At 72.4% G+C, this 26,991-nt stretch carries 20 protein-coding genes and 1 pseudogene; 16 read left to right on the forward strand and 5 right to left on the reverse strand.

All coding sequences use genetic code 11. The features are described 5' to 3' along the window. Positions 1–136 precede the first annotated feature (136 nt). Both acs and ACGFMM_RS11005 read right to left on the reverse strand, forming a co-directional pair. Positions 137–2,092: an acetate--CoA ligase gene (gene acs / locus ACGFMM_RS11000; RefSeq protein ID WP_393645275.1), complete on the reverse strand. Its 1,956-nt coding sequence runs from the start codon at positions 2,090–2,092 to the stop codon at positions 137–139. Positions 2,093–2,324: 232 nt separating this feature from the next. Further along, positions 2,325–4,691 carry a SulP family inorganic anion transporter gene (locus ACGFMM_RS11005; RefSeq protein WP_393645277.1) on the reverse strand — a complete coding sequence of 789 codons (2,367 nt, stop codon included), beginning with the start codon at positions 4,689–4,691 and terminating at the stop codon, positions 2,325–2,327. Between the two features lie 229 nt (positions 4,692–4,920). Here ACGFMM_RS11005 and ACGFMM_RS11010 point away from each other — a divergent pair, with 229 nt between their 5' ends. Continuing rightward, the gene (locus ACGFMM_RS11010) at positions 4,921–6,234 is read left to right on the forward strand and encodes a hypothetical protein (RefSeq protein WP_393645279.1); all 1,314 of its coding nucleotides are present in this window, start codon (positions 4,921–4,923) and stop codon (positions 6,232–6,234) included. A 170-nt stretch (positions 6,235–6,404) separates the two neighbouring features. Here the strand turns inward: ACGFMM_RS11010 and ACGFMM_RS11015 are convergent, their stop codons facing one another. Beyond that, positions 6,405–7,391: an ATP-binding protein gene (locus ACGFMM_RS11015; RefSeq protein ID WP_393645281.1), complete on the reverse strand. Its 987-nt coding sequence runs from the start codon at positions 7,389–7,391 to the stop codon at positions 6,405–6,407. 102 nt (positions 7,392–7,493) lie between these two features. Between ACGFMM_RS11015 and ACGFMM_RS11020 the strand changes: the two genes are divergently transcribed. Next, positions 7,494–8,312, forward strand: coding sequence for an oxidoreductase (locus tag ACGFMM_RS11020; protein ID WP_393645283.1), 819 nt, complete (start codon positions 7,494–7,496; stop codon positions 8,310–8,312). A gap of 323 nt (positions 8,313–8,635) precedes the next feature. Here ACGFMM_RS11020 and ACGFMM_RS11025 read toward each other — a convergent pair whose 3' ends face one another. Further along, positions 8,636–9,472 carry an HAD family hydrolase gene (locus ACGFMM_RS11025; protein WP_393645523.1) on the reverse strand — a complete coding sequence of 279 codons (837 nt, stop codon included), beginning with the start codon at positions 9,470–9,472 and terminating at the stop codon, positions 8,636–8,638. A 481-nt stretch (positions 9,473–9,953) separates the two neighbouring features. Between ACGFMM_RS11025 and ssd the strand changes: the two genes are divergently transcribed. The 7 genes and pseudogenes from ssd to ACGFMM_RS11060 form a co-directional block, all read left to right on the forward strand. Then, positions 9,954–11,057, forward strand: coding sequence for a septum site-determining protein Ssd (ssd, locus tag ACGFMM_RS11030; RefSeq protein ID WP_393645285.1), 1,104 nt, complete (start codon positions 9,954–9,956; stop codon positions 11,055–11,057). Beyond that, positions 11,054–12,235: a TadA family conjugal transfer-associated ATPase gene (locus ACGFMM_RS11035; RefSeq protein ID WP_393645287.1), complete on the forward strand. Its 1,182-nt coding sequence runs from the start codon at positions 11,054–11,056 to the stop codon at positions 12,233–12,235. Before ssd ends, ACGFMM_RS11035 begins: the two co-directional genes overlap by 4 nt. Before the next feature lie 20 nt (positions 12,236–12,255). Further along, positions 12,256–13,110 (forward strand): type II secretion system F family protein, encoded by an 855-nt coding sequence (locus tag ACGFMM_RS11040; RefSeq protein WP_393645525.1) that lies wholly within the window; start codon positions 12,256–12,258, stop codon positions 13,108–13,110. Further along, the gene (locus tag ACGFMM_RS11045; protein ID WP_393645289.1) at positions 13,107–13,880 is read left to right on the forward strand and encodes a type II secretion system F family protein; all 774 of its coding nucleotides are present in this window, start codon (positions 13,107–13,109) and stop codon (positions 13,878–13,880) included. Before ACGFMM_RS11040 ends, ACGFMM_RS11045 begins: the two co-directional genes overlap by 4 nt. Before the next feature lie 61 nt (positions 13,881–13,941). Then, positions 13,942–14,148 carry a DUF4244 domain-containing protein gene (locus ACGFMM_RS11050; RefSeq protein ID WP_393645291.1) on the forward strand — a complete coding sequence of 69 codons (207 nt, stop codon included), beginning with the start codon at positions 13,942–13,944 and terminating at the stop codon, positions 14,146–14,148. After that, entirely contained in the window at positions 14,135–14,527 is a 393-nt protein-coding gene (locus ACGFMM_RS11055; RefSeq protein WP_393645293.1) for a TadE family type IV pilus minor pilin, read from the forward strand. Before ACGFMM_RS11050 ends, ACGFMM_RS11055 begins: the two co-directional genes overlap by 14 nt. 59 nt (positions 14,528–14,586) lie before the next feature. Then, a pseudogene (locus ACGFMM_RS11060) lies at positions 14,587–14,784 on the forward strand (Rv3654c family TadE-like protein); the annotation flags it as partial. Between the two features lie 40 nt (positions 14,785–14,824). On the opposite strand, the gene ACGFMM_RS11065 reads toward ACGFMM_RS11060, so the two are convergent. After that, a complete protein-coding gene (locus tag ACGFMM_RS11065; RefSeq protein WP_393645295.1) occupies positions 14,825–17,368 on the reverse strand; it encodes a DEAD/DEAH box helicase in 2,544 nt (847 codons plus the stop codon). Positions 17,369–17,447: 79 nt separating this feature from the next. Here ACGFMM_RS11065 and bldG point away from each other — a divergent pair, with 79 nt between their 5' ends. The 7 genes from bldG (at position 17,448) to topA (ending at position 26,965) form a co-directional block, all read left to right on the forward strand. Continuing rightward, on the forward strand, positions 17,448–17,801 hold the full coding sequence (bldG, locus tag ACGFMM_RS11070; RefSeq protein ID WP_393645297.1) for an anti-sigma factor antagonist BldG: 354 nt from the start codon (positions 17,448–17,450) through the stop codon (positions 17,799–17,801). Between the two features lie 22 nt (positions 17,802–17,823). Continuing rightward, positions 17,824–18,282 carry an ATP-binding protein gene (locus ACGFMM_RS11075; RefSeq protein WP_393645299.1) on the forward strand — a complete coding sequence of 153 codons (459 nt, stop codon included), beginning with the start codon at positions 17,824–17,826 and terminating at the stop codon, positions 18,280–18,282. Between the two features lie 271 nt (positions 18,283–18,553). Beyond that, positions 18,554–20,950 carry a sodium-translocating pyrophosphatase gene (locus tag ACGFMM_RS11080; RefSeq protein WP_393645301.1) on the forward strand — a complete coding sequence of 799 codons (2,397 nt, stop codon included), beginning with the start codon at positions 18,554–18,556 and terminating at the stop codon, positions 20,948–20,950. A 163-nt stretch (positions 20,951–21,113) separates the two neighbouring features. Beyond that, positions 21,114–21,746 carry a small secreted protein gene (locus tag ACGFMM_RS11085; RefSeq protein ID WP_393645303.1) on the forward strand — a complete coding sequence of 211 codons (633 nt, stop codon included), beginning with the start codon at positions 21,114–21,116 and terminating at the stop codon, positions 21,744–21,746. Between the two features lie 112 nt (positions 21,747–21,858). Beyond that, positions 21,859–23,409 carry a methyltransferase gene (locus ACGFMM_RS11090; RefSeq protein ID WP_393645305.1) on the forward strand — a complete coding sequence of 517 codons (1,551 nt, stop codon included), beginning with the start codon at positions 21,859–21,861 and terminating at the stop codon, positions 23,407–23,409. Between the two features lie 228 nt (positions 23,410–23,637). Beyond that, on the forward strand, positions 23,638–23,835 hold the full coding sequence (locus ACGFMM_RS11095; protein WP_393645307.1) for a hypothetical protein: 198 nt from the start codon (positions 23,638–23,640) through the stop codon (positions 23,833–23,835). A 259-nt stretch (positions 23,836–24,094) separates the two neighbouring features. Then, positions 24,095–26,965 (forward strand): type I DNA topoisomerase, encoded by a 2,871-nt coding sequence (gene topA, locus ACGFMM_RS11100; RefSeq protein ID WP_393645309.1) that lies wholly within the window; start codon positions 24,095–24,097, stop codon positions 26,963–26,965. The last annotated feature ends 26 nt before the right edge of the window (positions 26,966–26,991 follow it).

The raw sequence follows: 26,991 nt of genomic DNA on the forward strand, positions 1-26,991 counted from the left end.
GTGGGGGCCCGGTTTTCACCCCACCCCCCGGGGGGGGGGGCCCCGGGGGGTTTTTTTTTTTTTTGGGGCAACACCGCCCCGGCCCCCCCCCGGGGGGGGGGGGGGGGGGCCGCCGCTGTCTGTGTCGTCGCTTCGGTCAGTCCTCGCTGGGCGCTGCCGGCAGCTTGGTCTGGATGAGGTCCATGACCGAGGAGTCCGTCAGCGTCGTGACGTCGCCGAGCTCGCGGTTCTCCGCGACGTCCCGCAGCAGGCGGCGCATGATCTTGCCGGAGCGGGTCTTCGGCAGCTCCGCGACCGGAAGGACGCGCTTGGGCTTGGCGATCGGGCCGAGCGTCGTGCCGACGTGGTTGCGCAGCTCGGCGACCAGGTCCTCGTTCTCGCTGGCGGTGCCGCGCAGGATCACGAAGGCCACGATGGCCTGACCGGTCGTCTCGTCGGCCGCGCCGACGACCGCCGCCTCGGCGACCGCCGGGTGGGAGACCAGGGCGGACTCGACCTCGGTGGTCGAGATGTTGTGCCCGGAGACGAGCATGACGTCGTCGACCCGGCCGAGCAGCCAGATGTCGCCGTCCTCGTCCTTCTTCGCACCGTCGCCGGCGAAGTACTTGCCCTCGAAGCGCGACCAGTACGTGTCGAGGAAGCGCTGGTCGTCACCCCAGATGGTGCGGAGCATCGACGGCCACGGCTCGGTCAGCACCAGGTAACCGCCGCCGCCGTTCGGCACCTCGTTCGCCTCGTCGTCGACGACGGTGGCGGAGATGCCCGGCAGCGGACGCTGGGCGGAGCCCGGCTTGGTCTCGGTGACGCCCGGCAGCGGCGAGATCATCATCGCGCCGGTCTCGGTCTGCCACCAGGTGTCGACGATCGGCGTCCGGTTGCCGCCGATGTGCTCGCGGTACCAGACCCAGGCCTCGGGGTTGATCGGCTCGCCGACCGAGCCCAGCACACGCAGGCTGGACAGGTCGAACTTCGCGGGGATGTCGTCGCCCCACTTCATGAACGTGCGGATCGCGGTCGGCGCGGTGTAGAGGATCGTGACGCCGTACTTCTGCACGATCTCCCAGAACCGGCCCTGGTGCGGGGTGTCCGGGGTGCCCTCGTACATGACCTGGGTCGCGCCGTTGGCCAGCGGTCCGTACGTGATGTACGAGTGGCCGGTCACCCAGCCGATGTCGGCGGTGCACCAGTAGACGTCGGTCTCCGGCTTGAGGTCGAAGACGGCGTGGTGGGTGTAGGCCGCCTGCGTCAGATAGCCGCCGGAGGTGTGCAGGATGCCCTTCGGCTTCCCGGTGGTGCCGGAGGTGTAGAGGATGAAGAGCGGGTGCTCCGCGTCGAAGGCCTCCGGGGTGTGCTCCGTGGACTGGCGGGCGACGATGTCGTCCCACCACACGTCGCGGCCCTCGGTCCAGGCGACGTCCTGGCCGGTGCGGCGGACGACGAGCACCTTGTTCACGCGGTCGACCCGGGAGAGGGCCTCGTCCACGGCCGGCTTGAGCGCGGAGGGCTTGCCGCGGCGGTAGCCGCCGTCGGCGGTGATGACCAGCTTGGCGTCGGCGTCCTCGATGCGGGTGGCGATGGCGTCGGCGGAGAAGCCGCCGAAGACCACGGAGTGCGTGGCGCCGATGCGGGCGCAGGCCAGCATCGAGACGACGGCCTCGGGGATCATCGGCAGGTAGACGGCGACACGGTCGCCCTTGGTGACGCCGAGTTCGGTGAGGGCGTTGGCGGCCTTGGAGACCTCGTCCTTCAGCTCGGCGTAGGTGATGGCGCGGCTGTCGCCGGGCTCGCCCTCGAAGTGGAGGGCGATCCGCTCCCCGTTCCCGGCCTCGACATGCCGGTCGACGCAGTTGTACGCGACGTTGAGCTGCCCGTCGGCGAACCACTTCGCGAACGGGGGGTTGGTCCAGTCGAGGGTCTCGGTCGGCTCGGTGGCCCAGGTGAGCCGCCTCGCCTGCTCGGCCCAGAAGCCAAGCCTGTCCGCAGCGGCCTGCTCGTACGCTGCCGCCGTCACGTTGGCGTGCGCGGCCAGCTCGGTCGGCGGCGCGAACCGCCGCTCTTCCTTGAGTAGGTTGGCCAGGCTTTCGTTGCTCACGACATCTCCCTTTCCCAGGGCGTCCTATGTGCCTCTGTGTCCCAGGCCATAGCTCATCAGCCAGATGCCCGGGTGACAAGAGCCTCCCGGGAATTGGTTTAGACCTGTGAGTGGACTGGGCGTGGTACGGGTGGCCCCGGCTCCCCGGGCGGTGGGGAGAGGGGGCCACACCGTCTCACGGACCCTGGCGCGGAATGGTTCAGGACGCGCGGAAAAGCGCAGGTCAGGGCCGTCAGGCCCCCGCTCTCTCCAGGGAGGAGGGCGGGACGAGGGCGAAGACGTCACCGTGGCGGGGTGCTTCGGCGGGTGTCGGTTCGGCCGGGCTGACCGGTTCGGCCGGTTCGGTCGACTCCGTCAGCAGGTACGCCTGGGCCTCGCCGACGTGGAAGTACATGCCGTGCAGTTGCAGCGTGCCCTCGGCGATGCGCCGCGCCACCGGCTCGTACGCCTTCAGATGCTCCAGTTGCTGGACCACGTTGGTCAGGCACAGCTGCTCCACCGCGTCGGCGGCGTGTCTGCCGGAGATCCGCGCCTGGGCGTGGCGTCGGCTCGCCATCCGCTCCAGGCTCGGCAGCCCGTGCCGCAGCCAGCGGCGCAGCGGCGTCTGGGGGGCGTCCGGCCCGGCGGAGAGCAGGGCCTGCATGGCGCCGCAGCCGGAATGCCCGCACACCGTGATCGACTCGACGCGGAGCACGTCCACGGCGTATTCGATGGCCGCCGCGACCGAGTCGTCCCCGCTCTCCGCGCCGGGCAGTGGCACCAGATTGCCGACGTTGCGCACGGTGAACAGGTCGCCGGGGCCGCTGGACGTGATCATGCTCGTGACCAGGCGGGAGTCGGCGCAGGTGAGGAAGAGCTGGGAGGGACGCTGGCCCTCACGGGCGAGCCGGGCGAGCTCGTCCCGTACGAGCGGGGCGGTGTTGCGCTGGAACTTGCCGATCCCGCTGGCCAGTTGGTGCCCGGTGGTGGGCGGTCTGCCGTCAGTCGGCGGCTGCTCGCCGCAGTGGTGGTTGCGCCAGGGCGTCCAGGGGCGGCAGCAGGTGTGCGCCTCGGAGGCCGGCTCGGTGATCCGTCCGCCGGCCGGTCCGGTCGTCTCGACCGTGCCGCCGTGCCGGATGTACGTGGCCTGCCACTCGCTCAGCGACTCGTACGCCGCGTGGTCCATGAACGAGCCGTCCAGCTCCACCACCACATGGCCGCCCGGCGGCAGTTGGTGCAGCGTCCGGCTGAGCCGGGGCACGGCGAGGAAGGTCAACTGACCGCGGACGCGGACCAGGTGGGCCTTGCCCAGCTCCTCGTGGGTGATCCGGGTGCGGGTGAGGCGGTGCAGCGCGACGGCGACGGCGACGGCGATGCCGAGGGCCACGCCCTCCAGGACGCCGATCACGACCGTGCCGCTCAACGTCACGGCGTAGACGAGCACTTCGCGGTGCCGGGTGACCGTGCGGATGTGGGTGATGCTGACCATCTGGACGCCGACGACCATCACCAGGGCGGCGAGCGCCGGCAGCGGGATCAGGCCCAGCACGGGCGCGAGGAGCAACGCCGCCGCCACGACCCACACGCCGTGCAGCATCGTGGAGTGGCGGCTGACCGCGCCCGCCGCGACATTGGCGACGCTTCTGACGGCGACACCCGCGACCGGCAGGCCGCCGAGGGCTCCGGAGACGATGTTGGCCGCGCCCTGTCCGGCGAGTTCGCGGTCGAGGCGGGAGCGCGGCACGCCGTGGCCGTGGTCGGGGCGGGCCGTCACCAGCTTGTCGACGGCGACGGCCGAGAGCAGCGACTGGACGCTGGTGACCAGCGTGATCGTGAGCACGGCGGCGATCAGGCCGAGCACCGGCCCCTCGGGCAGTCCGGGCAGGGCGTGGCTGCGCCAGGACTCGAGGTCGACCCGGGGAACGCCGAGGCCGGCGAGCGCGGCGAGCACCGTGGCGGCGGCCACGGCCGCGAGCGCCGCGGGGAGCTTTCTCGCGTACGTCCCGGTCCGGCCGGGGAGTCTGGGCCAGAGCAGCAGGACGGCGATGGTGAGCACGCTGACCGACAGCGCGGCGGGGTGCGTGCCGGCCAGCTGGGCGGGCAGTCCGAGCACGTTGTCGACGGCGGAGCTCTGCGGCGTCCCGCCGAGGACGATGTGGAGCTGGGCGAGGGCGATGGTGACGCCGATGCCGGCCAGCATGCCGTGCACGATGGCGGGGGAGACGGCGAGCGCCGAGCGGGCGACGCGGACGGCTGCCAGGGCGAGTTGGGCGAGTCCGGCCAGCACGGTGATCGCGCAGGTGGTGCGCCAGCCGTACTGCTGGATCAGCTCGGCGGTGACGACGGTCAGTCCGGCGGCGGGGCCGCTGACCTGGAGGGGGGAGCCGCCGAGGCGTCCGGCGACGATGCCGCCGACGGCGGCGGCCACCAGGCCGGCCTGGAGCGGCGCGCCGGTGGCGAGGGCGATGCCGAGCGAGAGCGGCAGCGCGATCAGGAAGACGGTGACGGACGCGGAGAGGTCGGCGCCGGCGATGCGGAAACGGCTTTGGCCGCCCGGCGGACTGTGCGGGCGCTGCGAGCGGGGTCGGGTCGTCGTGCGGTTCGGTGAGCAGAGGGTCATGGAGTCCCGTCTTCCTCGTTCCGGGCGGCGGGCCTGTTCGAGCGAATATCAACGCTCAGTAAACGGATCGTAATGCAGAGTAAAGACTGCGGCATGATTTTCGGGGCAAATAGGGCAATGATTCACCCGTTCCGGTGGTTGCCGGGCTTTCTGCCGCTTGTCGTTTCATCGTTCCGGCGGCCGTGGTGCGACGTTGACGCCGCTACCACGGACCGAGGAGAGGTGGGCGATGACAGCCGCCGGGACAAGGAACACGCTCCGCAGGAGAACGCTCGCCGCCGGTGCGGTTGCCGCGGCGCTGGTCGCCGGACTCGCCGGCTGCTCCGGCTCCGACGGCGCCGCGCCGGCGAAGACCGGAACGGGCGGACAGGCCGTCGAGAAGGGCGCCCCGGGCGCGGCGCCCAAGAAGAGTCCGGTGCGGCTCATCGGCGACGGCTCCACCGCGTATACCGGCGTCCAGCCGAACCAGCCGGCCTGGAAGCGCCTCAAGCCCGGCGAGAAGCCGCCGCAGTTCGTGGTCTTCTCCTGGGACGGCGCCGGCGAGGACAGCCAGAAGCTGTTCTCCCACTTCCGGACCGTGGGCAAGAAGTACAACGCGACGATGACGTACTTCCTCAGCGGGGTCTACCTGCTGCCCGAGGGGAAGTCGGAGCTCTACAAGCCCCCGCAGCACGCCGCCGGACGCTCCGACATCGGCTTCAACGACACCGAGGGCATCCGCGACACCGTCCGCGAGCTGCGCGGGGCCTGGCAGGAGGGCAACGAGGTCGGCACCCACTTCAACGGCCACTTCTGCGGTCCGGAGAGCGGCGTCGGCAACTGGTCGGTGGAGGACTGGAAGAGCGAGATCGCCCAGGCCAAGTCCTTCGTGAAGAACTGGCGGACCAACGCCGGCCTGAGCGCCGAGCAGCCGCTGCCGTTCGACTACGACAAGGAACTGGTCGGCGCGCGCACCCCCTGCCTGGAGGGACGGAAGAACTTCGTCCAGGCGGCGAGCCAGCTCGGTTTCCGTTACGACACCAGCGGCGTCAACAACCAGGTCTGGCCCAAGAAGGACCAGGGCCTGTGGGACCTGTCGATGCAGCTCGTCCCGGTGCCCGGCCGGGCCTTCGAGACGCTGTCCATGGACTACAACTTCATGGTCAACCAGTCCGGCACGACCACGCAGGGCTCCCGCTCGATGCACCAGTACTGGGGAAACCAGATGCGTGACGGCCTGGTGCAGGCCTTCGACCGCGCCTACGACGGCAACCGCGCCCCGCTGATCATCGGCAACCACTTCGAGTCCTGGAACGGCGGCACGTACATGCGCGCCATCGAGGAGACGATCTCGACCGTCTGCGTGAAGCGGGAGGTCCACTGCGTCTCGTTCCGCCAGCTCGCCGACTGGCTGGACGCCCAGGACCCGCAGGTCCTGGACAAGCTCCGCACCCTGAAGGTCGGTCAGGCCCCGCAGGGCGGCTGGCAGTCCTTCCTCGCCGCCGCCCCCGCGGGCCCGCCCGGAAACCCGGCCAAGGCCCCTAAGCGGGCTGACGAGCGCTGACCCTCTCACCGAGCGCGAGCTGCTCGCCAAGCACGAACCCGGGGTCGACCTGCGCCGCCAGGTCGGCCCCGGGCTGTGCTTTTCCCGCGCCCCTCGCACCGCTCGGCGCCGGGGGCGCCTCCCGGGCTTCGGCGTGCTGCGCCGGACTCCGTCCGTCGGCCGTGGCGCCGTCAGCTGGGCTGCGGTACCGCGAGTTGCTCGCCGAGCACGAACCCGGGGTCGACCTGCGCTGCCAGGTCGGCCCCGGTTTTGGCGTTGCCCCAGCTCTCGGCGTTCTTCAGGTGGAAGTGGACCATCTGGCGGGTGTAGCGCTCCCAGTCGCGCTCGGCGTACGAGTCGTCCGCCGCGTTCTGCAGGGCCTGCAGCGCCATCCGGTTGTCCGCCTCCAGGAGTTCGAACCGGGTCGGCCGGCCCTTCTCCATCGCGCGCACCCAGTTCGAGTGGCCGACGGTCACCAGCAGGTCGTCGCCGACCTCGTCGCGCAGGAAGTCCAGGTCGTCCGGCCCCTGGACCTTGTTGCCGACGACCTTCAGGGCCACGCCGAAGTCCCGTGCGTACTCCTTGTACTGGCGGTACACGGAGACGCCCTTGCGGGTCGGCTCGGCGACCAGGAACGTCATGTCGAAGCGGGTGAACATGCCGGACGCGAAGGAGTCCGAGCCGGCCGTCATGTCGACCACGACGTACTCGTCCGGCCCGTCCACCAGATGGTTCAGGCACAGCTCCACCGCGCCGACCTTCGAGTGGTAGCAGGCCACCCCGAGGTCCGACTCGGTGAACGGGCCCGTCGCCATCAGCCGGATCTCGGCGTCGTCGAGCCGCACCGGCCGCGCGCACGCGTCGTAGACCGGGTTGTCCTCGTGGACCCGCAGCAGCCGCGAGCCCCGGCCCGGCGGGGTCGTCTTGATCATCGTGTCGGCGGAGGCGATCCGCGGGTTCTCGCCCCGCAGGTACTCCTTGATCAGCGGCAGCTGCGCGCCCATCGCGGGCAGCGCGGCCGCCTCCGCCTCGTCGAGCCCGAGCGCGGCGCCGAGGTGCTGGTTGATGTCCGCGTCCACCGCCACGACCGGCGCCTCGTTCGCGGCGAGATGACGGATGAAGAGCGAGGACAGCGTCGTCTTCCCGCTGCCGCCCTTCCCTACGAAAGCGATCTTCATGTTCACCTACCGTAGTCGGTCGATCGCTGGAGGTGGTCGATGTGCGTGAAGAAGACCACTCCAAGGTGGGGTGCGGCCCCGGGGCGCGTAGCCTCGCTACTTATGAGTACGCACGCCTCTGACCCCCTGGCCGCCCTCGGCTCCCTGCCGGGCGTCGCCGACTCGGTGGACTCCGTACGCAAGGCCGTCGACCGGGTCTACGGGCACCGCATCATGCGGCGCCGCAGCACCGAGATCACCGGGGAGGCTGCGTTGCGCGGGGCGCGCGGCTCGGCCGCGCTGTCCGGCGCCGACTGGGCGCTGGAGGAGGTCCGCCGGCGTACCGACTTCGGCGGCGACCCGGAGGCCAGGGTCGTCGGCGCGGCGCTGCGCCTGGGCTCCGAGGCCGGTCAGCTGCTGTCCATCTGGCGTCAGTCGCCACTGCGGGTCCTGGCCCGGCTGCACCTCGTCGCCTCCGGTGAGCCGACCGACTCGACCGGCCGCCCGCGCCGGGACGGCGAGGCGGTCGACGAGCCGCTGATCGAGGCCCCGCTGCCGGACGCCGCCGAGGTCGAGGGCCGGCTGGACGGGCTCGCGCGCCTGATCATCGCGGGCGGTGACGCCCCGGCGCTGGTGGCAGCGGCCGTGGTGCACGGCGAACTGCTGGCCCTGCGGCCCTTCACCTCGTACAACGGCCTGATCGCGCGGACGGCGGAGCGGATCGTGCTGATCGGCAGCGGTCTGGACCCGAAGGCGATCTGCCCGGCGGAGGTCGGGCACGCGGAGCAGGGCGCGGATGCCTATCTGGCAGCCTTCGAGGGCTATCTCTCCGGGACCGCGGAGGGTATGGCGGCGTGGATCGCGCACTGCGGGCGCTCGGTCGAGCTGGGGGTCCGGGAGTCGACGGCGGTCTGTGAAGCGCTGCAGCGCGGCGCGGCCTGAATCACCCCGGAAACGGGTTGCGGCGGTACCAGCCTTCGGTACCGCCGCTGGCACATCTGCCCAGTTACCAAGCGTCCTCGATATGTGCCCATCAGGCGGGGACTTTGCCCTACGCCTGGTGCGGCTGGCCCGTAATCGACGGGTCGACGTCGCGTGGGTGCCAAGCTTCTGTGCTCAGGTCCGTGGGGCCTTTCATGCTCAACAGGTGATCCTCTCGGATGTCCCAGGTCTCGCGGGCCTGATTCCTTTGTACCTCGCTTATATGGGAAGCGGAACCCCTAAGCTGCACTTCTTTGCCATTGGTCTCAAAACTAGACAAAGCGTCACGCGCGATTGGCCTGGCGTTTCCTGCTGGCGTACCAGACCAGTCCCGCCGTGGCGACGGCCGCTCCGACGGCTGCCGCAGCCACCAGCGTGGGGCGCGGCGGCATCTTGAACTCGGGGAGCCGCTGCTTGAGCCGGACGGGCCGGTTGAAGACGAGGATCGGCCAGTCCCGGGCGGTCGCCTCGCGGCGCAGGGCCCGGTCCGGATTGACGGCGTACGGGTGGCCGACGGCCTCCAGCATCGGGACATCGGTCGCCGAGTCGCTGTACGCGTAGCAGCGCGAGAGGTCGTACCCCTCCGACTCCGCCAGCTCCCGGACCGCCTCCGCCTTGGTAGGGCCGTAGGCGTAGTACTCCACCTCCCCGGTGAAGCAGCCGTCGTCGCCGACGACCATCCGGGTGGCGACGACCCGGTCGGCGCCGAGCATCTCGCCGATGGGTTCCACCACCTCGGCGCCGGAGGTCGAGACGATCACCACGTCCCGGCCGGCGGCGTGGTGCTCCTCGATGAGGGAGGCGGCCTCGTCGTAGATGATCGGGTCGATCAGGTCATGCAGGGTCTCGGCGACGAGCTCCTTGACCTGCGCGACGTTCCAGCCCTTGCAGAGCGCCGACAGATACTGGCGCATCCGCTCCATCTGATCGTGGTCGGCGCCGCCCACGAGGAAGACGAACTGGATGTAGGCCGTCCGCAGGACGGCGCGGCGGTTGATCAGTCCGCCTTGGTAGAAGGACTTGCTGAAGGTCAGCGTCGACGACTTCGCAATGACCGTCTTGTCCAGGTCAAAGAAGGCGGCTGTGCGCGGCAACGAGTGGTTTTCCACGAGCCCGAGCATAGGTGCAGCCATTCGGCGTACGCTCAGGCGCGTGGGTTTGCCTGAGAAGGCTCTCGGGTACACCATGGAAGTCACGGATCGTTCGCGACCGTGCTAACCCGGTCCGGCTCCTCCCCCCCCGAGTCGGCCGGAGAGACGACCCCCGCTCTCCCCCCCGGCGGGGGTCGTCGCATGTCCGGACGTGTTTTCCGGTCTCGCATCCGCTCATGACGCCCTCCCCTCCGCCGCGCGTCGGCGACGGTCCGCAGTTCCGCTTGCATCACTCAGCGTAGTCGTAGCACTGCGCTCCGGAAGTCGCCTGTTTGGGCGGCGCGGATATTCACAACTGGCGAGTTATCCACAGCTTTTGAGCAAGATCCACTCTATTTCCGGGATCGGTCCACCGTGATTCCTGCCGCGAAGTTCGCGGACGACAGGAATCACGGATCTCGCCCCGCGCGGCAGAAGCGCGGAAGGGATCACGGGGGAGAGGGCGTGGACGATGACCGGATCCATCACCGCCGAGCGGGCGCGGGCCGGCGAGGGACGGCGGGCCGGACCGCTGATCGTGACCGAGGACCTGGCGCTCCTCGACGACCTGCTGCGGCTGTGCGCCGCCGCGGGCGCCGAGCCCGAGGTGCATCACACGGTGCCGGAGCACCGCCCGAGCTGGGATGACGCGCCGCTCGTCCTGGTCGGCGACGACGCGGCGGCGCGCTGCCGGGGAGCCGTGCGGCGGCCCGGCGTCCTGCTGGTCGGCCGCGAGCAGGCCCACCCCGACGTGTGGCGGCGGGCGGTGGAGATCGGCGCGGACGGCGTGCTGCGGCTCCCGGACGGCGAGGGCTGGCTGGTCGACCGGATCGCCGACGTCGCCGAGGGCGTCGGTCGGCAGGCCCTGACCGTCGGGGTGATCGGCGGCAGAGGCGGAGCCGGCGCGTCCACGCTGGCCTGCTCCCTGGCGCTGGCTTCCGCCCGCGCCGGGCGGCGCACGCTGCTCGTCGACGGCGACCCGCTCGGCGGAGGCCTGGACGTGCTGCTCGGCGGGGAGCGCGCCGAGGGCCGGCGCTGGCCGGACTTCGCGGCCTCGAAGGGCCGGGTGGCCGGCGGGGCGCTGGAGGAGTCGCTGCCCGCGGTGCGCGGGCTGCGGGTGCTGAGCTGGGACCGCGGTGACTCGGTGGTCGTGCCGCCCGACGCGATGCGGTCCGTCCTCGCGGCCGCGCGCAGGCGCGGCGGCGTGGTCGTCGTGGACCTGCCGCGCCGGGTCGACGCGGCGGCGACGGAGGCGCTGGCCCAGCTCGACGTCGGGCTGCTCGTCGTCCCCGGCGAGCTGCGTGCGGCCGCGGCGGCGAGCCGGGTCGCCTCGCTGGTCGGCATGGTGCTGCGGGACCTGCGCGCGGTCGTCCGCGGTCCGTACGCCGCCGGGCTCGACGCGCTGTGGGTCGCGGACGCGCTGCGGCTGCCGCTGGCCGGTGAACTCCCCCTGGATCCCGGACTGTCGGCGGCGCAGGACGCCGGACTGCCGCCGGGGGCGGCGGCCCGCGGCCCGCTGGCCCGGTTCTGTACGGCGTTCTGGGAGCAGGCCCTCGTCCCGGACGGCGCGTCATGAACGCCCCCGCGGTCCTGGGGCCGCAGAGCGGGGCACGGCTGCTGGACGCGGTGCGACGGCGACTCGCGGAGAGCGGCGCCGAGCCGACCCCGGCGCGGGTGGCGGCCGCCCTGCGGGCGCAGGGCCGGCTGCTGGGCGACGCGGAAGTGCTCGGCGCGGCCGAGGAACTGCGCTGCGAACTGGTCGGCACCGGGCCGCTGGAGCCGCTGCTGGCCGACCCCTCGGTGACCGACGTGCTGGTGTCCGCGCCGGACGCGGTGTGGGTGGACCGGGGCTCCGGGCTGGAACCGGCCGACGTCGTGTTCCCCGACGCCGAGGCGGTGCGCCGACTGGCCCAGCGGCTCGCCGCGGTGGCCGGGCGCCGGCTGGACGACGCACGGCCCTGGGTGGACGCGCGGCTCCCGGACGGCACGCGGATGCACGCGGTGCTGCCGCCGGTCGCGGTCGGCTCGGCCTGCCTGTCCCTGCGGGTGGTGCGGCCCCGGGCGTTCACCCTCGGCGAGCTCGCCGCGGCGGGCACGGTGCCGCCCGGCGGCGAGCGCGTGCTGCGCGCTCTGATCGAGGGACGCGTCTCGTTCCTGATCAGCGGCGGTACGGGCTCGGGCAAGACGACGCTGCTGGCCGCGCTGCTCGGCCTGGTCGGCCCGCGCGAACGGATCGTCCTGGCCGAGGACTCGGCCGAACTGCGGCCCGACCACCCGCATGTCGTCCGGCTGGAGGCCCGGCCCGCCAACCAGGAGGGGGCCGGACTGGTCACCCTGCGGGATCTCGTACGGCAGGCGCTGCGGATGCGCCCGGACCGTCTCGTGGTCGGCGAGGTCCGCGGCGGCGAGGCGGTGGACCTGCTCGCCGCCCTGAACACGGGACACAGCGGCTGCGGGACGGTGCACGCGAACACCGCCGCGGACGTGCCCGCCCGGCTGGAGGCGCTCGGGACGGCGGCCGGGCTCGACCGGGCCGCACTGCACAGCCAGTTGGGCGCGGCGCTGTCCGTCGTCCTCCACCTCGTCAGGGACCGGGAGGGCCGGCGGCGGATCGCCGAGGTGCACGTACTGGAACGGGACCCGGCCGGACTGGTGCTGACCGTGCCCGCGCTGAGCTGGGGTGCGGACGGCTTCGTGTGCGAACGCGGCTGGGAGCGGCTGCGGTCGCTGGCCGGAGGAGGTGCGCCGTGCTGACGGGAGCGCCGGCGCCGGCCATGAGCGCCGCGCTCGGGTGCGCGGTGGTGGCGGCGTGGCTCGTCGTGGACGGGCGGAGGCGTGGGCTGCGCCGGGCACGGCTGGTGCTCGCGGGCGGCGGTGTCGAGGGCGTGCCGCCGCACGGAGCGCTGTGGCTGCCGGGGAGCGCGGTGCGGCGGCGGGCTGCGCTGCGGGCGCGGCCGGAGTGGTTGTGCCTGGTGGCGGCGGGCGTGCTGGCACTGCTCGGTGGGTCGCCGCTGCCGCTGGCCGCCGGGGCCCTCGCGGTGCCGCTGGTGAGGCGGAGGCTGCGCGCCTCGCGGCTCAGGAAGGAGCACGAGGCGCGGCAGGACGCGGTGGTCGCCCTGTGCGGGACGCTCGCGGGCGAACTGCGCGCGGGTCGGCAGCCCGGACCGGCGCTCTGCTTCGCGGCCGCGTCGACCCGGGGGCTGGGCCCGGACGAGGCGGAGGTCCTGGCCGCGGCCCGGTTCGGCGGGGACGTGGCCGAGGCGCTGCGGCGGGCCGCGCGCCGGGACGGTGCGGAGGGACTGGCCGGTCTCGCGGCGTGCTGGCAGGTCGCGGTGGACGGCGGCGCGGGCCTGGCGTCGGGGGTCGACCGGCTGGAGGGCGCGCTGCGCGGTGCGCGGGACGGCAGAGAGCGGCTGCGCGCCCAACTGGCCGGGACGTGGGCCACGGTAGCGGTGCTCGCGGCGCTCCCGGTGGTGGGGCTGCTGCTGGGGACGGCGATGGGCGCGAACCCGCTGCGGGTCCTGCTGCACACGCCTGCCGGACTGGCCTGCCTGGTGATCGGGGCGCTGCTGCAGGGCGCGGGGCTGCGATGGGCCACTTGGATCGTGCGCAAGGGGGAGGCGGCATGACCGGATGGCCGGCCGAGTTCCTCCACAGGCTGGGGACGGTGGCCGCCGTGCTGGGCGGGCTGCTGTGGGCCGTGTCGGCGGTGGCGCGACGGCGAAGCGAACGGCGGATCCGGCGGCGGATCACGGAACTGCTCGCGGTCGAGTACGGGCGGGGCCGCGGGTGGCGGCCGGGCTGCCCGGAGCGGCTGCGGCCCTGGCTCGTCCCCCTCGGCGCGCTGCTCGTCTGCTGGGCGGTGATCGGCGGGGTCGCCGGGTGCCTGCTGGGGATCGCTGCCGGGTACGGAGCGCTGCGCTGGCGTGCGCGCCGGGCGCCGGCGGACAGGGAGCGGGCCGCTGTGCGGCAACTGCCGCTCGCGGCGGACCTCCTGGCGGCCTGCGTCTCCGCCGGCGCGGGGCCGGGGCAGGCGGCCGAGGCGGTCGGACGCTCACTCGACGGACCGGTGGGCGCGGCGCTGCTGCGGACGGCAGCCGAGCTGAGACTCGGCGGCGAACCGGCCGAGGTGTGGCGGAGGTTCGGCGCGATACCCGGCGCCGAGGGCCTCGCCCGCTGCCTGGAGCGGGCCGGGTCCTCAGGGGCGCCCGCCGCGGACGCGGTCTCGCGGCTGGCGTCCGGGCTGCGGGATGCGGGTGCCCGGGAGGCCGAGACGCGGGCCCAACGGGCTCAGGTGCTGATCACCGCGCCGGTCGGGCTCTGCTTCCTGCCCGCCTTCCTTGCGCTGGGCGTGGCCCCGGTGGTCATCGGGCTGCTGACCGGGCTCCTGCGCGGCTGACCGCGCACGACTACATGAAGACAAGGCATCGGCAAGACATCGGCAACACAAGGGGGTTGGCGTGAACTGGCGGAACTGGAAGTGGTCGCGGAGCCGGCTGGAGGCGCTCCGGCGGCAGCGGGACCGGGGCATGACGACGGCGGAGTACGCGATGGGCACCATCGCGGCGGCGATGTTCGGGACGGTGCTCTACAAGATCGTCACGAGCGGGGCGGTCTCGAAGGCGCTCGAAGGTGTGATCGGGAAAGCGCTCGATGCGCAGTTCTGACACCCGTGGTGCCGCGACCCGTGGCACCGGTACGCGTGACCGGGGCTCGGTGACCGCCGAGGCGGCGACGGCGCTGCCCGCGCTCGTGGCCTTCGCCGCCGCCCTGCTCTGGGCGCTGGGCGCGGCCGCCGCGCAGATCCAGTGCGTGGACGCGGCACGGGCCGGGGCGAGGGCCGCCGCCCGGTCCGAGCCGACGGCGACGGCGGAGGCCGTGGCGAGGGCCGCGGCGCCCGAAGGGGCCGCGGTCTCGATCGTCCGCGCCGGCGAGCTGTGGCGGGTGACCGTCCGGGCGCCCGCGCCCGGCCCCGGCGGACTGGGGCTCACCCTCAGCGCCGAGGCCGCGGCGCTCGCGGAGGACACCGTGGGGGCGGAGCCGTGAGGGACGACCGGGGGCTGGCGACCGTGTGGACGGCGTTCGCGGCCTGCGCGCTGTGCGCGGTGTTCGGGGTGGTGCTGCTGCTCGGGCAGGCGGTCGCCGCCCGGCACCGGGCGGGCGGGGCCGCCGACCTGGCGGCGCTGGCCGCCGCGGACCGGGCGCTGTGGGGCGAGGCGGACGCCTGCGCCGCCGCGGCCCGGGTGGCCGCCGGGCAGGACGCGGAGGTCGTGGCCTGCGCCGTGGACGGCGACATCGCCGACGTGACGGCGCGGGCGCGCTCAGGGCCGTACGCGCCGGAGGTCAGGTCCCGGGCGGGCCCACCGACGGCGGCTCCGGGGCCCGGCCTGGGCTTCCCCGTTCCGGGCCCTCCAGCCGCGGGTCCTCCGGCGTGGAAGCTTCCGGAGCGCCCCGCAGCAGTTCCGTGAGGAGGCGGACGGCGCCTCGCTTGTGGAGGGGGTCGTTGCCGTTGCCGCACTTGGGGGACTGGATGCAGGAGGGGCAGCCGGCCTCGCACTCGCAGGACGCGATGGCCTCGCGGGTGGCGGCCAGCCAGGCGCGGGCGGTGTGGAAGGCCCGCTCGGCGAAGCCCGCACCACCCGGATGGCCGTCGTACACGAAGACCGTCGGCAGCAGGGTGTCCGGGTGGAGCGGGACGGAGACCCCGCCGATGTCCCAGCGGTCGCAGGTGGCGAACAGCGGCAGCATGCCGATGGAGGCGTGCTCGGCGGCGTGCAGGGCGCCGCCGAGGATCTCGGGGGTGATCCGGGCGGCGTCCAGCTGGTCCTCGGTGACCGTCCACCACACGGCCCGGGTGCGCAGGGTGCGGGGCGGCAGGTCGAGCTTGGTCTCGCCGAGCACCTCGCCGGTGATCAGACGGCGGCGCAGGAAGGAGACGACCTGGTTGGTGACCTCGACGGAGCCGTAGCAGAGCCGGCCGGCGCCCCAGGGGATCTCGACGTCGGTCTCGAGCACGGAGATGGAGGTGGTGTCCCGGGCGACCGTGGAGTACGGCGGGTTCGCCTGTTCGACCAGGGCGACGGACTCCTTCAGGTCCAGTTCCGTCACCAGGTACGTACGGCCCTGGTGGAGGTGGACGGCCCCGTCGTGGACGGCGGCGTGCGAGGCGGCCTCGTCGACGGTGCCGAGCAGCCGGCCGGTGCCCGCCTCGACGATCCGGACCGGGTTGCCGCCGCCGCCCCGGATGTCGGTGAGGTCGGCGGCCCGCTCGCGCCGGGTCCAGTACCAGCCGCCGGTGCGCCGGCGCAGCAGGCCCGCGGCCTCCAGCTGCGGCATCAGCCCGGGCGCGGCGGGTCCGAACAGGGACAGGTCGGCCTCGGTGAGCGGCAGCTCGGCGGCCGCGGCGCACAGATGGGGGGCGAGGACGTAGGGGTTGTCGGGGTCCAGGACGGTCGACTCGACCGGCCGCCGGAACAGGGCCTCCGGGTGGTGGACGAGATAGGTGTCCAGGGGGTCGTCGCGGGCCACCAGGACGGCGAGGGCGCCCTCGCCGGAGCGGCCCGCCCGGCCGGCCTGCTGCCACAGGGAGGCCCGGGTGCCGGGGTAGCCGGAGATGACCACGGCGTCCAGACCGGAGACGTCGATGCCCAGCTCCAGGGCGGTGGTGGCGGCCAGTCCCAGGAGCTCGCCGGAGTGCAGTGCCTGCTCCAGGGCGCGGCGCTCCTCGGGGAGGTAGCCGCCGCGGTAGGCGGCGACCCGGCGGGCCAGGGAGCGGTCGACCTCGGCGAGGCGTTCCTGGGCGATCACGGAGATCAGTTCCGCGCCCCGCCGGGAACGGACGAAGGCGACCGTGCGGACGCCCTGCACGGTCAGGTCGGTGAGGAGGTCGGCGGTCTCGGCGGTGGCGGTGCGGCGGACGGGGGCGCCGTGCTCGCCGTGCAGCTCGGTGAGCGGCGGCTCCCACAGGGCGAAGACCAGTTCGCCGCGGGGCGAGGCGTCGTCGGCGACCTCGGCCACCGGCAGTCCGGTCAGCCGGCCGGCGGCGAGGGCCGGCTCGGCGGCGGTGGCGGAGGCGAGCAGGAAGACGGGGTCGGCGCCGTACCGGGCGCAGACACGGCGCAGCCGGCGCAGTACCTGGGCGACGTGCGAGCCGAAGACACCCCGGTAGGTGTGGCACTCGTCGATCACGACGTAGCGCAGCGCGCGCAGGAAGGAGGACCACTTGGCGTGGGAGGGCAGGATGCCCCGGTGCAGCATGTCGGGGTTGGTCAGCACGTAGTTCGCGTACTGCCGGACCCATTCGCGCTCCTCGACCGGCGTGTCGCCGTCGTAGACGGCGGGCCGGATCCGGTTGCCGAGCGGGGCGGCCAGCTGCCGTACGGAGCGGCGCTGGTCGGCCGCGAGGGCCTTGGTGGGGGCGAGGTAGAGCGCGGTGGCCCCGCGGCCGTTCGCGGCCTCGGAGCCGTCCAGCAGGGTGGACAGGACGGGTGTGAGATAGGCCAGGGACTTGCCGGAGGCGGTGCCGGTGGCGATCACCACCGACGAGCCGTCGAGGGCGAGCTCGGCGGCCTCTGCCTGGTGGGCCCAGGGATGCTCGATCCCGGCGTCCTGGACGGCCCGGATCACTTCCGGCCGGATGCGGTGCGGCCAGACTGCATGACGACCCGCTCTGGGGGGCAAGTGCTCCGTATGAGTGATGCGCGCGGCCCGACTCTCCGTAGCGGTGAGCCGGTCGAGGACCACACGGGGAGAGGGGCGGCTGCCCCCGCTCTCCGCGGGCCTGCTGGGGCGGTGATTCCTGGCCATCGGCACCGAGTGTGTCACTGGCTTGACGGACAATGCTTCCAAGGCGTCGTGCATGGCTGCCGGTAAGTGATTGAATGCCATCGCGGCTGGCGATCTGTCCCCTGGCTCCGCCGGGGAGCCCTGAGGGGCGACCGCTCGATAGCAAGGTGCTGGAGGATCCGTGGACCTGTCCCTGTCGACTCGAACCGTGCCTGGACCCACCGGCGACCGTACGGTCGTCGAGGTCGGCGGCGAGATTGATGTGTATACCGCGCCCAAGCTGCGCGAGCAGTTGGTCGAGTTGGTGAACGACGGCAGCTACCACCTGGTCGTCGACATGGAGGGCGTGGACTTCCTCGACTCCACCGGTCTCGGCGTGCTCGTGGGCGGCCTGAAGCGTGTGCGCGCCCATGAGGGCTCGCTGCGTCTCGTCTGCAACCAGGAGCGCATTCTCAAGATCTTCCGGATCACCGGCCTGACCAAGGTGTTCCCGATCCACACCTCGGTCGACGAGGCCGTCAACGCCACCGACTGACGTCGCCCGAGGGGGACTCTGCATGGCCACCGTTGAACTCCGCTTCAGCGCCCAGCCCGAGCACGTCCGCACCGCCCGTCTGGTGGCGGCCGCGGTGGCGCGCCGGGCAGGGGTCGACGAGGCGGTCCTCGACGAGGTCAGGCTCGCCGTCGGCGAGGCGTGCTCGCGCGCCGTCGGGCTGCACCGGAGCAACGGTGTGCCCGCTCCGATCCGCGTGGTGCTGACCGAGGAGGAGAAGTCGTTCTCCATCGAGGTCGGCGACGAGGTGCCGGGCGCGGGTGTCGCCGCCGCTGACGCGGCGGGGGTGCCCGGGGCCCGGGGCTCCGCACCGGCGGAGGAGTTCGACGACGCCGATGGCGAGGACTCGATGGGTCTCGCCGTGATCAGCGGGCTCGTCGACGACGTCGAGGTGCGCGCAGGCGAGCACGGCGGGGTCATCCGGATGAGCTGGCCGACGAACCCGGCGATCGCCATGCCCTGACGCGACCATGCCCTGACCCGATCCGAGAACTGAAGATCAGAGAATCGAAGATCGGAAAACTGAAGATCCGAGATGAAAAGAGGCCCTGCTCCGGCAGGGCCTTTTTTCATTTCTCCTGTTCTTCGATCACGCGTCAATGCTTCAGCCCCATTACTACTTTTGATGGGGAAGTGCAGGTAGGGCCCGATGAGATTTGCGGCGCCCTGTTTTGATCGGGTTCCGCTCCCTACAATCCGTCCACATCTTGAGCTCAGAACGTCAAGGAGGACGAATGGCGGGGCTCTTCAATCCACAAATGATCGACGACCACTCCTCACTCGCTGCTGCGGTGCTCACGGACGAGAACCGGACCATCGTGATCGTCATCGCGGTCGTCGCGCTCGCGGCCCTGTTCGTCGCCCAGGTGCTGGTGCGCCAGGTGCTGGCGGCGGGCGAGGGCACCGAAGCGATGAAGAAGATCGCGGCGGCCGTGCAGGAAGGCGCGAATGCCTATCTGGCCCGGCAGCTGCGCACTCTCGGGATCTTCGCCGTCGTGGTGTTCTTCCTGTTGATGCTGTTGCCGGCCGACACCTGGTCGCAGCGACTGGGCCGATCTCTCTTCTTCCTGGTGGGCGCGCTTTTCTCGGCGGCCACCGGATACATCGGCATGCGACTCGCCGTACGGGCGAATGTGCGGGTGGCCGCGGCGGCCCGTGAGGCGACCCCGGCGGAGGACGGACCGGAAAAGGATCTGACCACCGTCGCCCACAAGGCGATGAAGATCGCTTTTCGCACCGGCGGAGTCGTCGGCATGATCACCGTCGGCCTCGGCCTGCTCGGCGCGTCCTGCGTCGTCCTGGTCTACGCGGCCGACGCACCCAAGGTCCTGGAGGGCTTCGGCCTCGGGGCCGCGCTGATCGCCATGTTCATGCGTGTCGGCGGCGGCATCTTCACCAAGGCCGCGGACGTCGGCGCCGACCTCGTCGGCAAGGTCGAGCAGGGCATCCCGGAGGACGACCCGCGCAACGCGGCGACCATCGCGGACAACGTGGGCGACAACGTCGGCGACTGCGCCGGCATGGCCGCCGACCTGTTCGAGTCGTACGCCGTGACGCTCGTCGCCGCGCTCATCCTCGGCAAGGCCGCCTTCGGCGACCTCGGCCTCGCCTTCCCCCTGATCGTCCCGGCGATCGGCGTGGTCACCGCGATGATCGGCATCTTCGCGGTCGCCCCGCGGCGCGCCGACCGCAGCGGCATGTCCGCGATCAACCGCGGCTTCTTCATCTCCGCCGTGATCTCGCTCGTCCTCGTCGCCGTGGCGGTCTACGCCTACCTGCCGTCCTCGTACGCGGACCTCAAGGGCGTAACCGAGGAGAGCGTCCTCACCCACAGCGGCGACCCGCGGGTCCTCGCCCTGGTGGCGGTCGCCATCGGCATCGTCCTGGCCGCGCTGATCCAGCAGCTCACCGGCTACTTCACCGAGACGACCCGGCGCCCGGTCAGGGACATCGGCAAGTCGTCGCTCACCGGCCCCGCCACCGTCGTACTCGCCGGCATCTCCATCGGCCTGGAGTCCGCCGTCTACACCGCGCTGCTGATCGGCCTCGCCGTCTACGGCGCGTTCCTGCTCGGCGGGGCGTCGATCATGCTCGCGCTGTTCGCCGTGGCGCTGGCCGGTACCGGCCTGCTCACCACGGTCGGCGTCATCGTCGCCATGGACACCTTCGGCCCGGTCTCCGACAACGCCCAGGGCATCGCCGAGATGTCCGGCGACGTCGAGGGCGCCGGGGCGCAAGTCCTCACCGACCTCGACGCCGTCGGCAACACCACCAAGGCGATCACGAAGGGCATCGCCATCGCCACCGCCGTCCTGGCGGCGGCGGCGCTCTTCGGCTCGTACCGGGACGCGATCGCCTCCGCGGTCTCCGACGTCGGGGCGACGGCCGGCGACATGAACCTGTCGATGGACATCTCGCAGCCCAACAACCTGGTGGGCCTGGTCCTCGGCGCCGCGGTGGTGTTCCTCTTCTCCGGGCTGGCGATCAACGCGGTCTCGCGGTCCGCCGGCGCGGTGGTCTTCGAGGTGCGCCGCCAGTTCCGCGAGCACCCGGGGATCATGGACTACAGCGAGAAGCCGGAGTACGGGCGCGTCGTCGACATCTGCACCAAGGACGCGCTGCGCGAACTCGCCACCCCCGGCCTGCTCGCCGTGCTGGCCCCGATCGCGGTCGGCTTCACCCTCGGCGTCGGCGCCCTCGGCGCGTATCTCGCGGGCGCGATCGGCACCGGCACGCTGATGGCCGTCTTCCTCGCCAACTCCGGCGGCGCGTGGGACAACGCCAAGAAGCTGGTCGAGGACGGGCACCACGGCGGCAAGGGCAGCGACGCCCATGCCGCGACCGTGATCGGCGACACGGTGGGCGACCCGTTCAAGGACACCGCGGGCCCGGCCATCAACCCGCTGCTGAAGGTGATGAACCTGGTCGCCCTGCTGATCGCGCCCGCCGTGGTGCAGTTCAGCTACGGCGACGACGCCAGTCCCGGGCTGCGGGCGCTGATCGCCGTACTCGCGGCTCTGGTCATCGTCGTCGCGGTGTACGTCTCCAAGCGCCGCAGTGTGGTCATGGGTGACGAGGACAACACCGCGGAACGCAGCGCCGGCGCCGCCGATCCCGCGGTGGTGTCGTAACAGCTGGTCAGACAGTGGGCGGACGACGCGTTCTGACGCGTCGTCCGCTCACTCGCGTCTGGTGCAAATGGCTGCAATGGGGCAGGGATCGGTCCCACGAAAGGTGGATGTCGCCCGATCGGCGTGTATGTTCCGGGGCCGAGAGCCTTGGAAGGGACCGATCGTGAACAAGAAGCTTGCGGCCGCGCTGTCCGGTGGTGCGGTACTGATGCTGGCGCTGTCGGGCTGCAGCGACGACGGCAACGACGACAAGGTGAACGCCTGGGCCAAGACGGTCTGTGACCAGGCGAAGCCCCAGTTGCAGAAGCGTGCCAACGCCCAGCAGGTCATCATCTCGACCGCGGCGGACGGCAAGCCTGCCGACATCCAGGCTGCGGACTCGAAGGCCTTCCAGGACATCGCCGACGCCGACCGCGCCCTCGCCAAGGCCGTTCAGGGCGCCGGAGCGCCGCCGGTCGACAACGGCGAGCAGCTCCAGGCGGACGCGGTGAAGGAGCTCAACGCCACCGCCGTCGCGTACGAGAACCTGAAGAAGCAGGTCGACGCGCTCGACCCGAACAACCAGCAGAAGTTCGCGGACGGACTGCAGGGCGTCGCCGACGGTCTGAAGAAGATCGAGAAGATGGACCAGGACGCGCTGGCGAAGCTGCAGTCCGGCGAGCTCGGCACGGCCATGGCCAAGCAGCCCGGCTGCCAGAAGGTGACGCCGTCCGCCGCGCCCGGCCCGGCCGGCTCCGCGAGCGCCAAGCCCGGCGCGCCGGCGTCGCCGTCCGCCTCGGCCAAGCCGAAGTCGTAAGCCGAAGTTGTAAGCCGAGGTCGTAGGCCGAAGTCGTCACGCGCTCCGTTCCGACAGGCCACCGGCGGTCCCGCGTGACGGGATTGTCGGTGGCGGCGGTCACAATGGGGTGGTGAGTACGACCAGCGACACCCCCGGTCAGTTCCCCGGCCTGCCGACGCCCGAGCGGGCCGGCCGCCTCCGCGACGCGCTGCTCGCCGCCGACTTCACCGCCGACGGCCTGCTCGACCTGCTCGGCGCCCCCGCGTACGCCGCGCTCGCCCGCAGCGAGACCGTGCCCGCGCTGCGCGCCACCCGGGGCGGCAGCCCGGTGGAGACCCTCGTCCGGCTCTTCCTGCTGCAGCGTTCCGTCCCCGCCGAGCGGGCCGCCGGCGCGCTGCCGTTGGAGGAGGCGCTGGCCGACGGCTGGCTGGTGCGGGCCCCCGGCGCCGACGGCGAGGAGGTCGCCGCCGCCGTCGATGTACGGCCGTACGGCGGGCCCGAGGGGCAGGACTGGTTCATCGTCTCCGACCTCGGCTGCGCGGTCGGCGGTGCCGGAGGCATCGGTAAGAAGGACGAGGGCGTCGTGCTCGGCGTCGGGGGCGCGTCCACCACGCTCGCCGGCATCACGGTCCGTACGCCGGTGTCCTCGGCGCTCGACGTCGGCACCGGCTCCGGCATCCAGGCGCTGCACGCCGCCCAGCACGCCACCCGGCTCACCGCCACCGACCTCAACCAGCGCGCCCTGGGCTTCACCCGGCTGACCCTCGCCCTCTCCGGCGTGCACGAGGCGACGCTGCTCGAGGGCTCCCTCTTCGAACCGGTCGACGTCGAGACCTTCGACCTGATCGTGTCCAACCCCCCGTTCGTCATCTCCCCCGGCGCCCGGCTGACCTACCGGGACGGCGGGATGGGCGGCGACGACCTGTGCCGCACGCTCGTCCAGCAGGCCGGAGCCCGGCTCAACGACGGCGGATACGCGCAGTTCCTCGCCAACTGGCAGCACGTCGAGGGCGAGCAGTGGCAGGACCGGCTGCGGTCCTGGGTGCCGCGCGGCTGCGACGCCTGGATCGTGCAGCGCGAGGTGCAGGACATCACCCAGTACGCGGAACTGTGGCTGCGGGACAGCGGCGACCACCGCGAGGACCCGGAGGCGTACGCCCGCCGGTACGAGGGCTGGCTCGACGAGTTCGAGGCCCGCGGCACCAAGGCGGTCGGCTTCGGCTGGATCACGCTGCGCAGATCGGCGGCCGTGGAGGCCGGCGAGGCCGAGCCGTCGATCGTGATCGAGGAGTGGCCGCACCCGGTGGAGCAGCCGCTCGGGGACGTGGTCCACGCCCACTTCACCCGCCAGGACTACCTGCGCACCCACGACGACGCGGCGCTGCTCGCGGACGCGTTCCGCCTCGCGCCCGAGGTGGTGCAGGAGCAGGTCGGGCTGCCCGGCGCGGAGGACCCGGAGCACGTGGTGCTGCGGCAGAACCGCGGGATGCGGCGGGCCACCCGGGTCGACCATGTCGGGGCCGGGTTCGCCGGGGTGTGCGACGGCACGCTCAGCGCGGGCCGGATCCTCGACGCGATCGGCCAGCTGACCGGCGAGGACCCGGTGATGCTGCGGGACCGCACCCCCCAGGCCATCCGGCTGCTCGTGTCGGAGGGCTTCCTGGAGCCGGCCGCGCACTGAGCGGCTCCCACGGGCGGCGCGGCTCCCACGGGCGGCGCGGGTCCCACCGCGTACCGACCAGGTCGCCCGACCTGACGACGCCCGGATGGTTGCGCTCAGTACCGGCCATCTTCGTGAACTCGTCCGGCCGGGTCGCGTCGTTCACCCGGAATTCGCGCCCACGACGCCCGGAGGTGCCAGCCTCGGCCTCCGGGACGGGTGCCGTGGACACGGAAACGGGGTACGGGCATGGAGAGCGGACCTGCGATCTTCGCCGGAACGGCGTTCGCGCTGTTCGGGGCGGCACTGCTGGTCTGGACGGGGGCACGCCTGCTGCACCGCGCGCCGGTCGCCCACGGAGTCGGCCCCGCCGCGGCCGTCGCGTTCTCCGCCAACGCCGGCGTGATCTTCCTCGCTCTCGGGGTGTGGTGCTTCGGCCGCGTCTGACGGAACCGGAAGGAACCGGACGCGCCCCCGACCGGCCGGTCGAACAAGATCCGCTCGATGTGACGCAGGGTCCGGGCGGCAGGAATGCCCGGAGTCGGGTTACCGTTCGAGTGGCCGTTGCGGGCTTTTGCCGTTTGACACGGGTGCGGGTTGTACCGTCACACTCCGCAGCGACAGCAGGTGCCACGCCGCGGCCACGCACGCGCCACGCACCCTGCGCCGTACGTTCACCGAGCGTCGACCCGAGAGAAGAGCGAAGTTGTCCCCGACCAGCGAGACCGCACAGGGCGGCCGCCGACTCGTCATCGTCGAGTCGCCTGCCAAGGCGAAGACGATCAAGGGCTACCTCGGCCCCGGCTACGTCGTCGAGGCGAGCGTCGGGCACATCCGCGACCTCCCGAACGGCGCCGCCGAGGTGCCGGAGAAGTACACCGGCGAGGTGCGCCGGCTCGGCGTGGACGTCGAGCACGACTTCCAGCCGATCTACGTCGTCAACGCGGACAAGAAGGCGCAGGTCAGGAAGCTCAAGGAGCAGCTCGCCGAGTCCGACGAGCTCTACCTCGCCACCGATGAGGACCGCGAGGGCGAGGCCATCGCGTGGCACCTCCTCGAGGTCCTGAAGCCCAAGGTCCCGGTCCACCGGATGGTCTTCCACGAGATCACCAAGGACGCGATCCAGGACGCCGTGCGCAACCCGCGCGAGCTGAACAAGCGCATGGTCGACGCCCAGGAGACCCGCCGCATCCTCGACCGCCTCTACGGCTACGAGGTCTCGCCGGTCCTGTGGAAGAAGGTCATGCCCCGGCTCTCCGCCGGCCGCGTGCAGTCCGTCGCGACGCGCCTCGTCGTCGAGCGCGAGCGCGAGCGCCGGGCGTTCCGCACCGCCGAGTACTGGGACCTCACCGGCACCTTCTCCACCGGCCGCGCCGGCGATTCCTCCGACCCGTCGTCGCTGGTCGCCCGCCTGAACACGGTCGACGGCCGGCGCGTCGCGACGGGCCGCGACTTCGGCCCGGACGGGCAGCTCAAGGGCGCCTCCGCGGGCCAGGTGCTGCACATCGACGAGGCGAACGCCCGCGCGCTGGCCGCGGCGCTCGCCGAGACCGCGTTCGCGGTGCGCTCGGTCGAGTCCAAGCCGTACCGCCGCTCGCCGTACGCCCCGTTCCGTACCACCACGCTCCAGCAGGAGGCCTCGCGCAAGCTGGGCTTCGGCGCGAAGGCGACCATGCAGGTGGCGCAGAAGCTGTACGAGAACGGCTTCATCACCTATATGCGTACCGACTCCACCACGCTGTCGGACACCGCCGTCGCCGCGGCCCGGGCGCAGGTCACCCAGCTGTACGGCGCCGACTACCTCCCGGAGAAGCCGCGCCTGTACGCCGGCAAGGTCAAGAACGCGCAGGAGGCGCACGAGGCGATCCGCCCGTCCGGCGACCGCTTCCGCACCCCGGCGGAGACCGGCCTGACCGGCGACCAGTTCCGCCTCTACGAACTGATCTGGAAGCGGACCGTCGCCTCCCAGATGAAGGACGCGACCGGCAACTCCGTCACCGTGAAGATCGGCGGCCGCTCCGCCGACGGCCGGGACGTCGAGTTCTCCGCGTCCGGCAAGACGATCACCTTCCACGGCTTCATGAAGGCCTACGTGGAAGGCGCCGACGACCCGAACGCCGAGCTCGACGACCGCGAGCGCCGGCTGCCGCAGGTCGCCGAGGGCGACGCGCTGCGCGCCGAGGAGATCAACCCGGAGGGCCACGCCACCAAGCCGCCCGCCCGCTACACCGAGGCCACGCTGGTCAAGGAGCTGGAGGAGCGGGAGATCGGCCGCCCGTCGACGTACGCGTCGATCATCGGCACGATCCTCGACCGCGGCTACGTGTTCAAGAAGGGCACGGCCCTCGTGCCGTCCTTCCTGAGCTTCGCCGTGGTGAACCTCCTGGAGAAGCACTTCGGCCGGCTCGTCGACTACGACTTCACCGCCCGGATGGAGGACGACCTCGACCGCATCGCGCGCGGCGAGGCCCAGTCGGTGCCGTGGCTGAAGCGTTTCTACTTCGGCGAGACCGTGCCCGACAGCGGCTTCGCCGCGGGCGGGACCGGCGGCGCCGCCGACGCCGGCAACGGAGACGGGGACCACCTCGGGGGCCTGAAGGAGCTGGTGACCGACCTGGGCGCGATCGACGCCCGGGAGATCTCCTCCTTCCCCGTCGGCAACGGGATCGTGCTGCGCGTCGGCCGCTTCGGCCCGTACATCGAGCGCGGCGAGAAGGACACCGAGGGCCACCAGCGCGCCGACGTGCCGGACGACCTCGCCCCGGACGAGCTGACCGTCGAGCACGCCGAGGAGCTGCTCGCCGCGCCGAGCGGCGACTACGAGCTGGGCGCGGACCCGGTCAGCGGCAACGAGATCGTCGCGAAGAAGGGCCGCTACGGCCCGTACGTGACGGAGATCCTGCCCGAGGGCACCCCGAAGACCGGCAAGAACGCGGTCAAGCCGCGGACGGCCTCGCTGTTCCAGTCCATGTCCCTGGACACGGTGACGCTGGAGGACGCGCTGCGTCTGATGTCGCTGCCGCGCATGGTGGGCACGGACGCCGAGGGCGTGGAGATCACCGCGCAGAACGGCCGCTACGGGCCGTACCTGAAGAAGGGCACCGACTCGCGGTCGCTGACCAGCGAGGACCAGCTCTTCTCGATCACGCTGGAAGAGGCGCTGGCGATCTACGCCCAGCCCAAGCAGCGCGGCCGGGCCGCGGCCAAGCCGCCGCTGAAGGAGCTCGGCACGGACCCGGTCAGCGAGCGTCCGGTCGTGGTCAAGGACGGCCGGTTCGGCCCGTACGTGACGGACGGCGAGACCAACGCGACGCTGCGGACCGGCGACTCGGTGGAGGACATCACGCCGGAGCGCGGCTACGAGCTGCTCGCCGAGAAGCGGGCCAAGGGGCCGGCGAAGAAGACGGCCAAGAAGGCCCCGGCGAAGAAGACCGCCGCCAAGAAGACGGCCGCGAAGAAGACGACGACGGCCAAGAAGACGGCGGCGAAGAAGACGACGACGGCGGCGGCCAAGAAGACGACCGCCAAGACGACTGCCAAGAAGACGGCGGCCGCGAAGACGTCGACGGACGAGTAGGCAGGTCCCTGACGGGACGTCGCAGG

It is taken from the genome of Streptomyces sp. NPDC048604 (assembly GCF_043199435.1).
Taxonomy (GTDB): Bacteria; Actinomycetota; Actinomycetes; order Streptomycetales; family Streptomycetaceae; genus Streptomyces.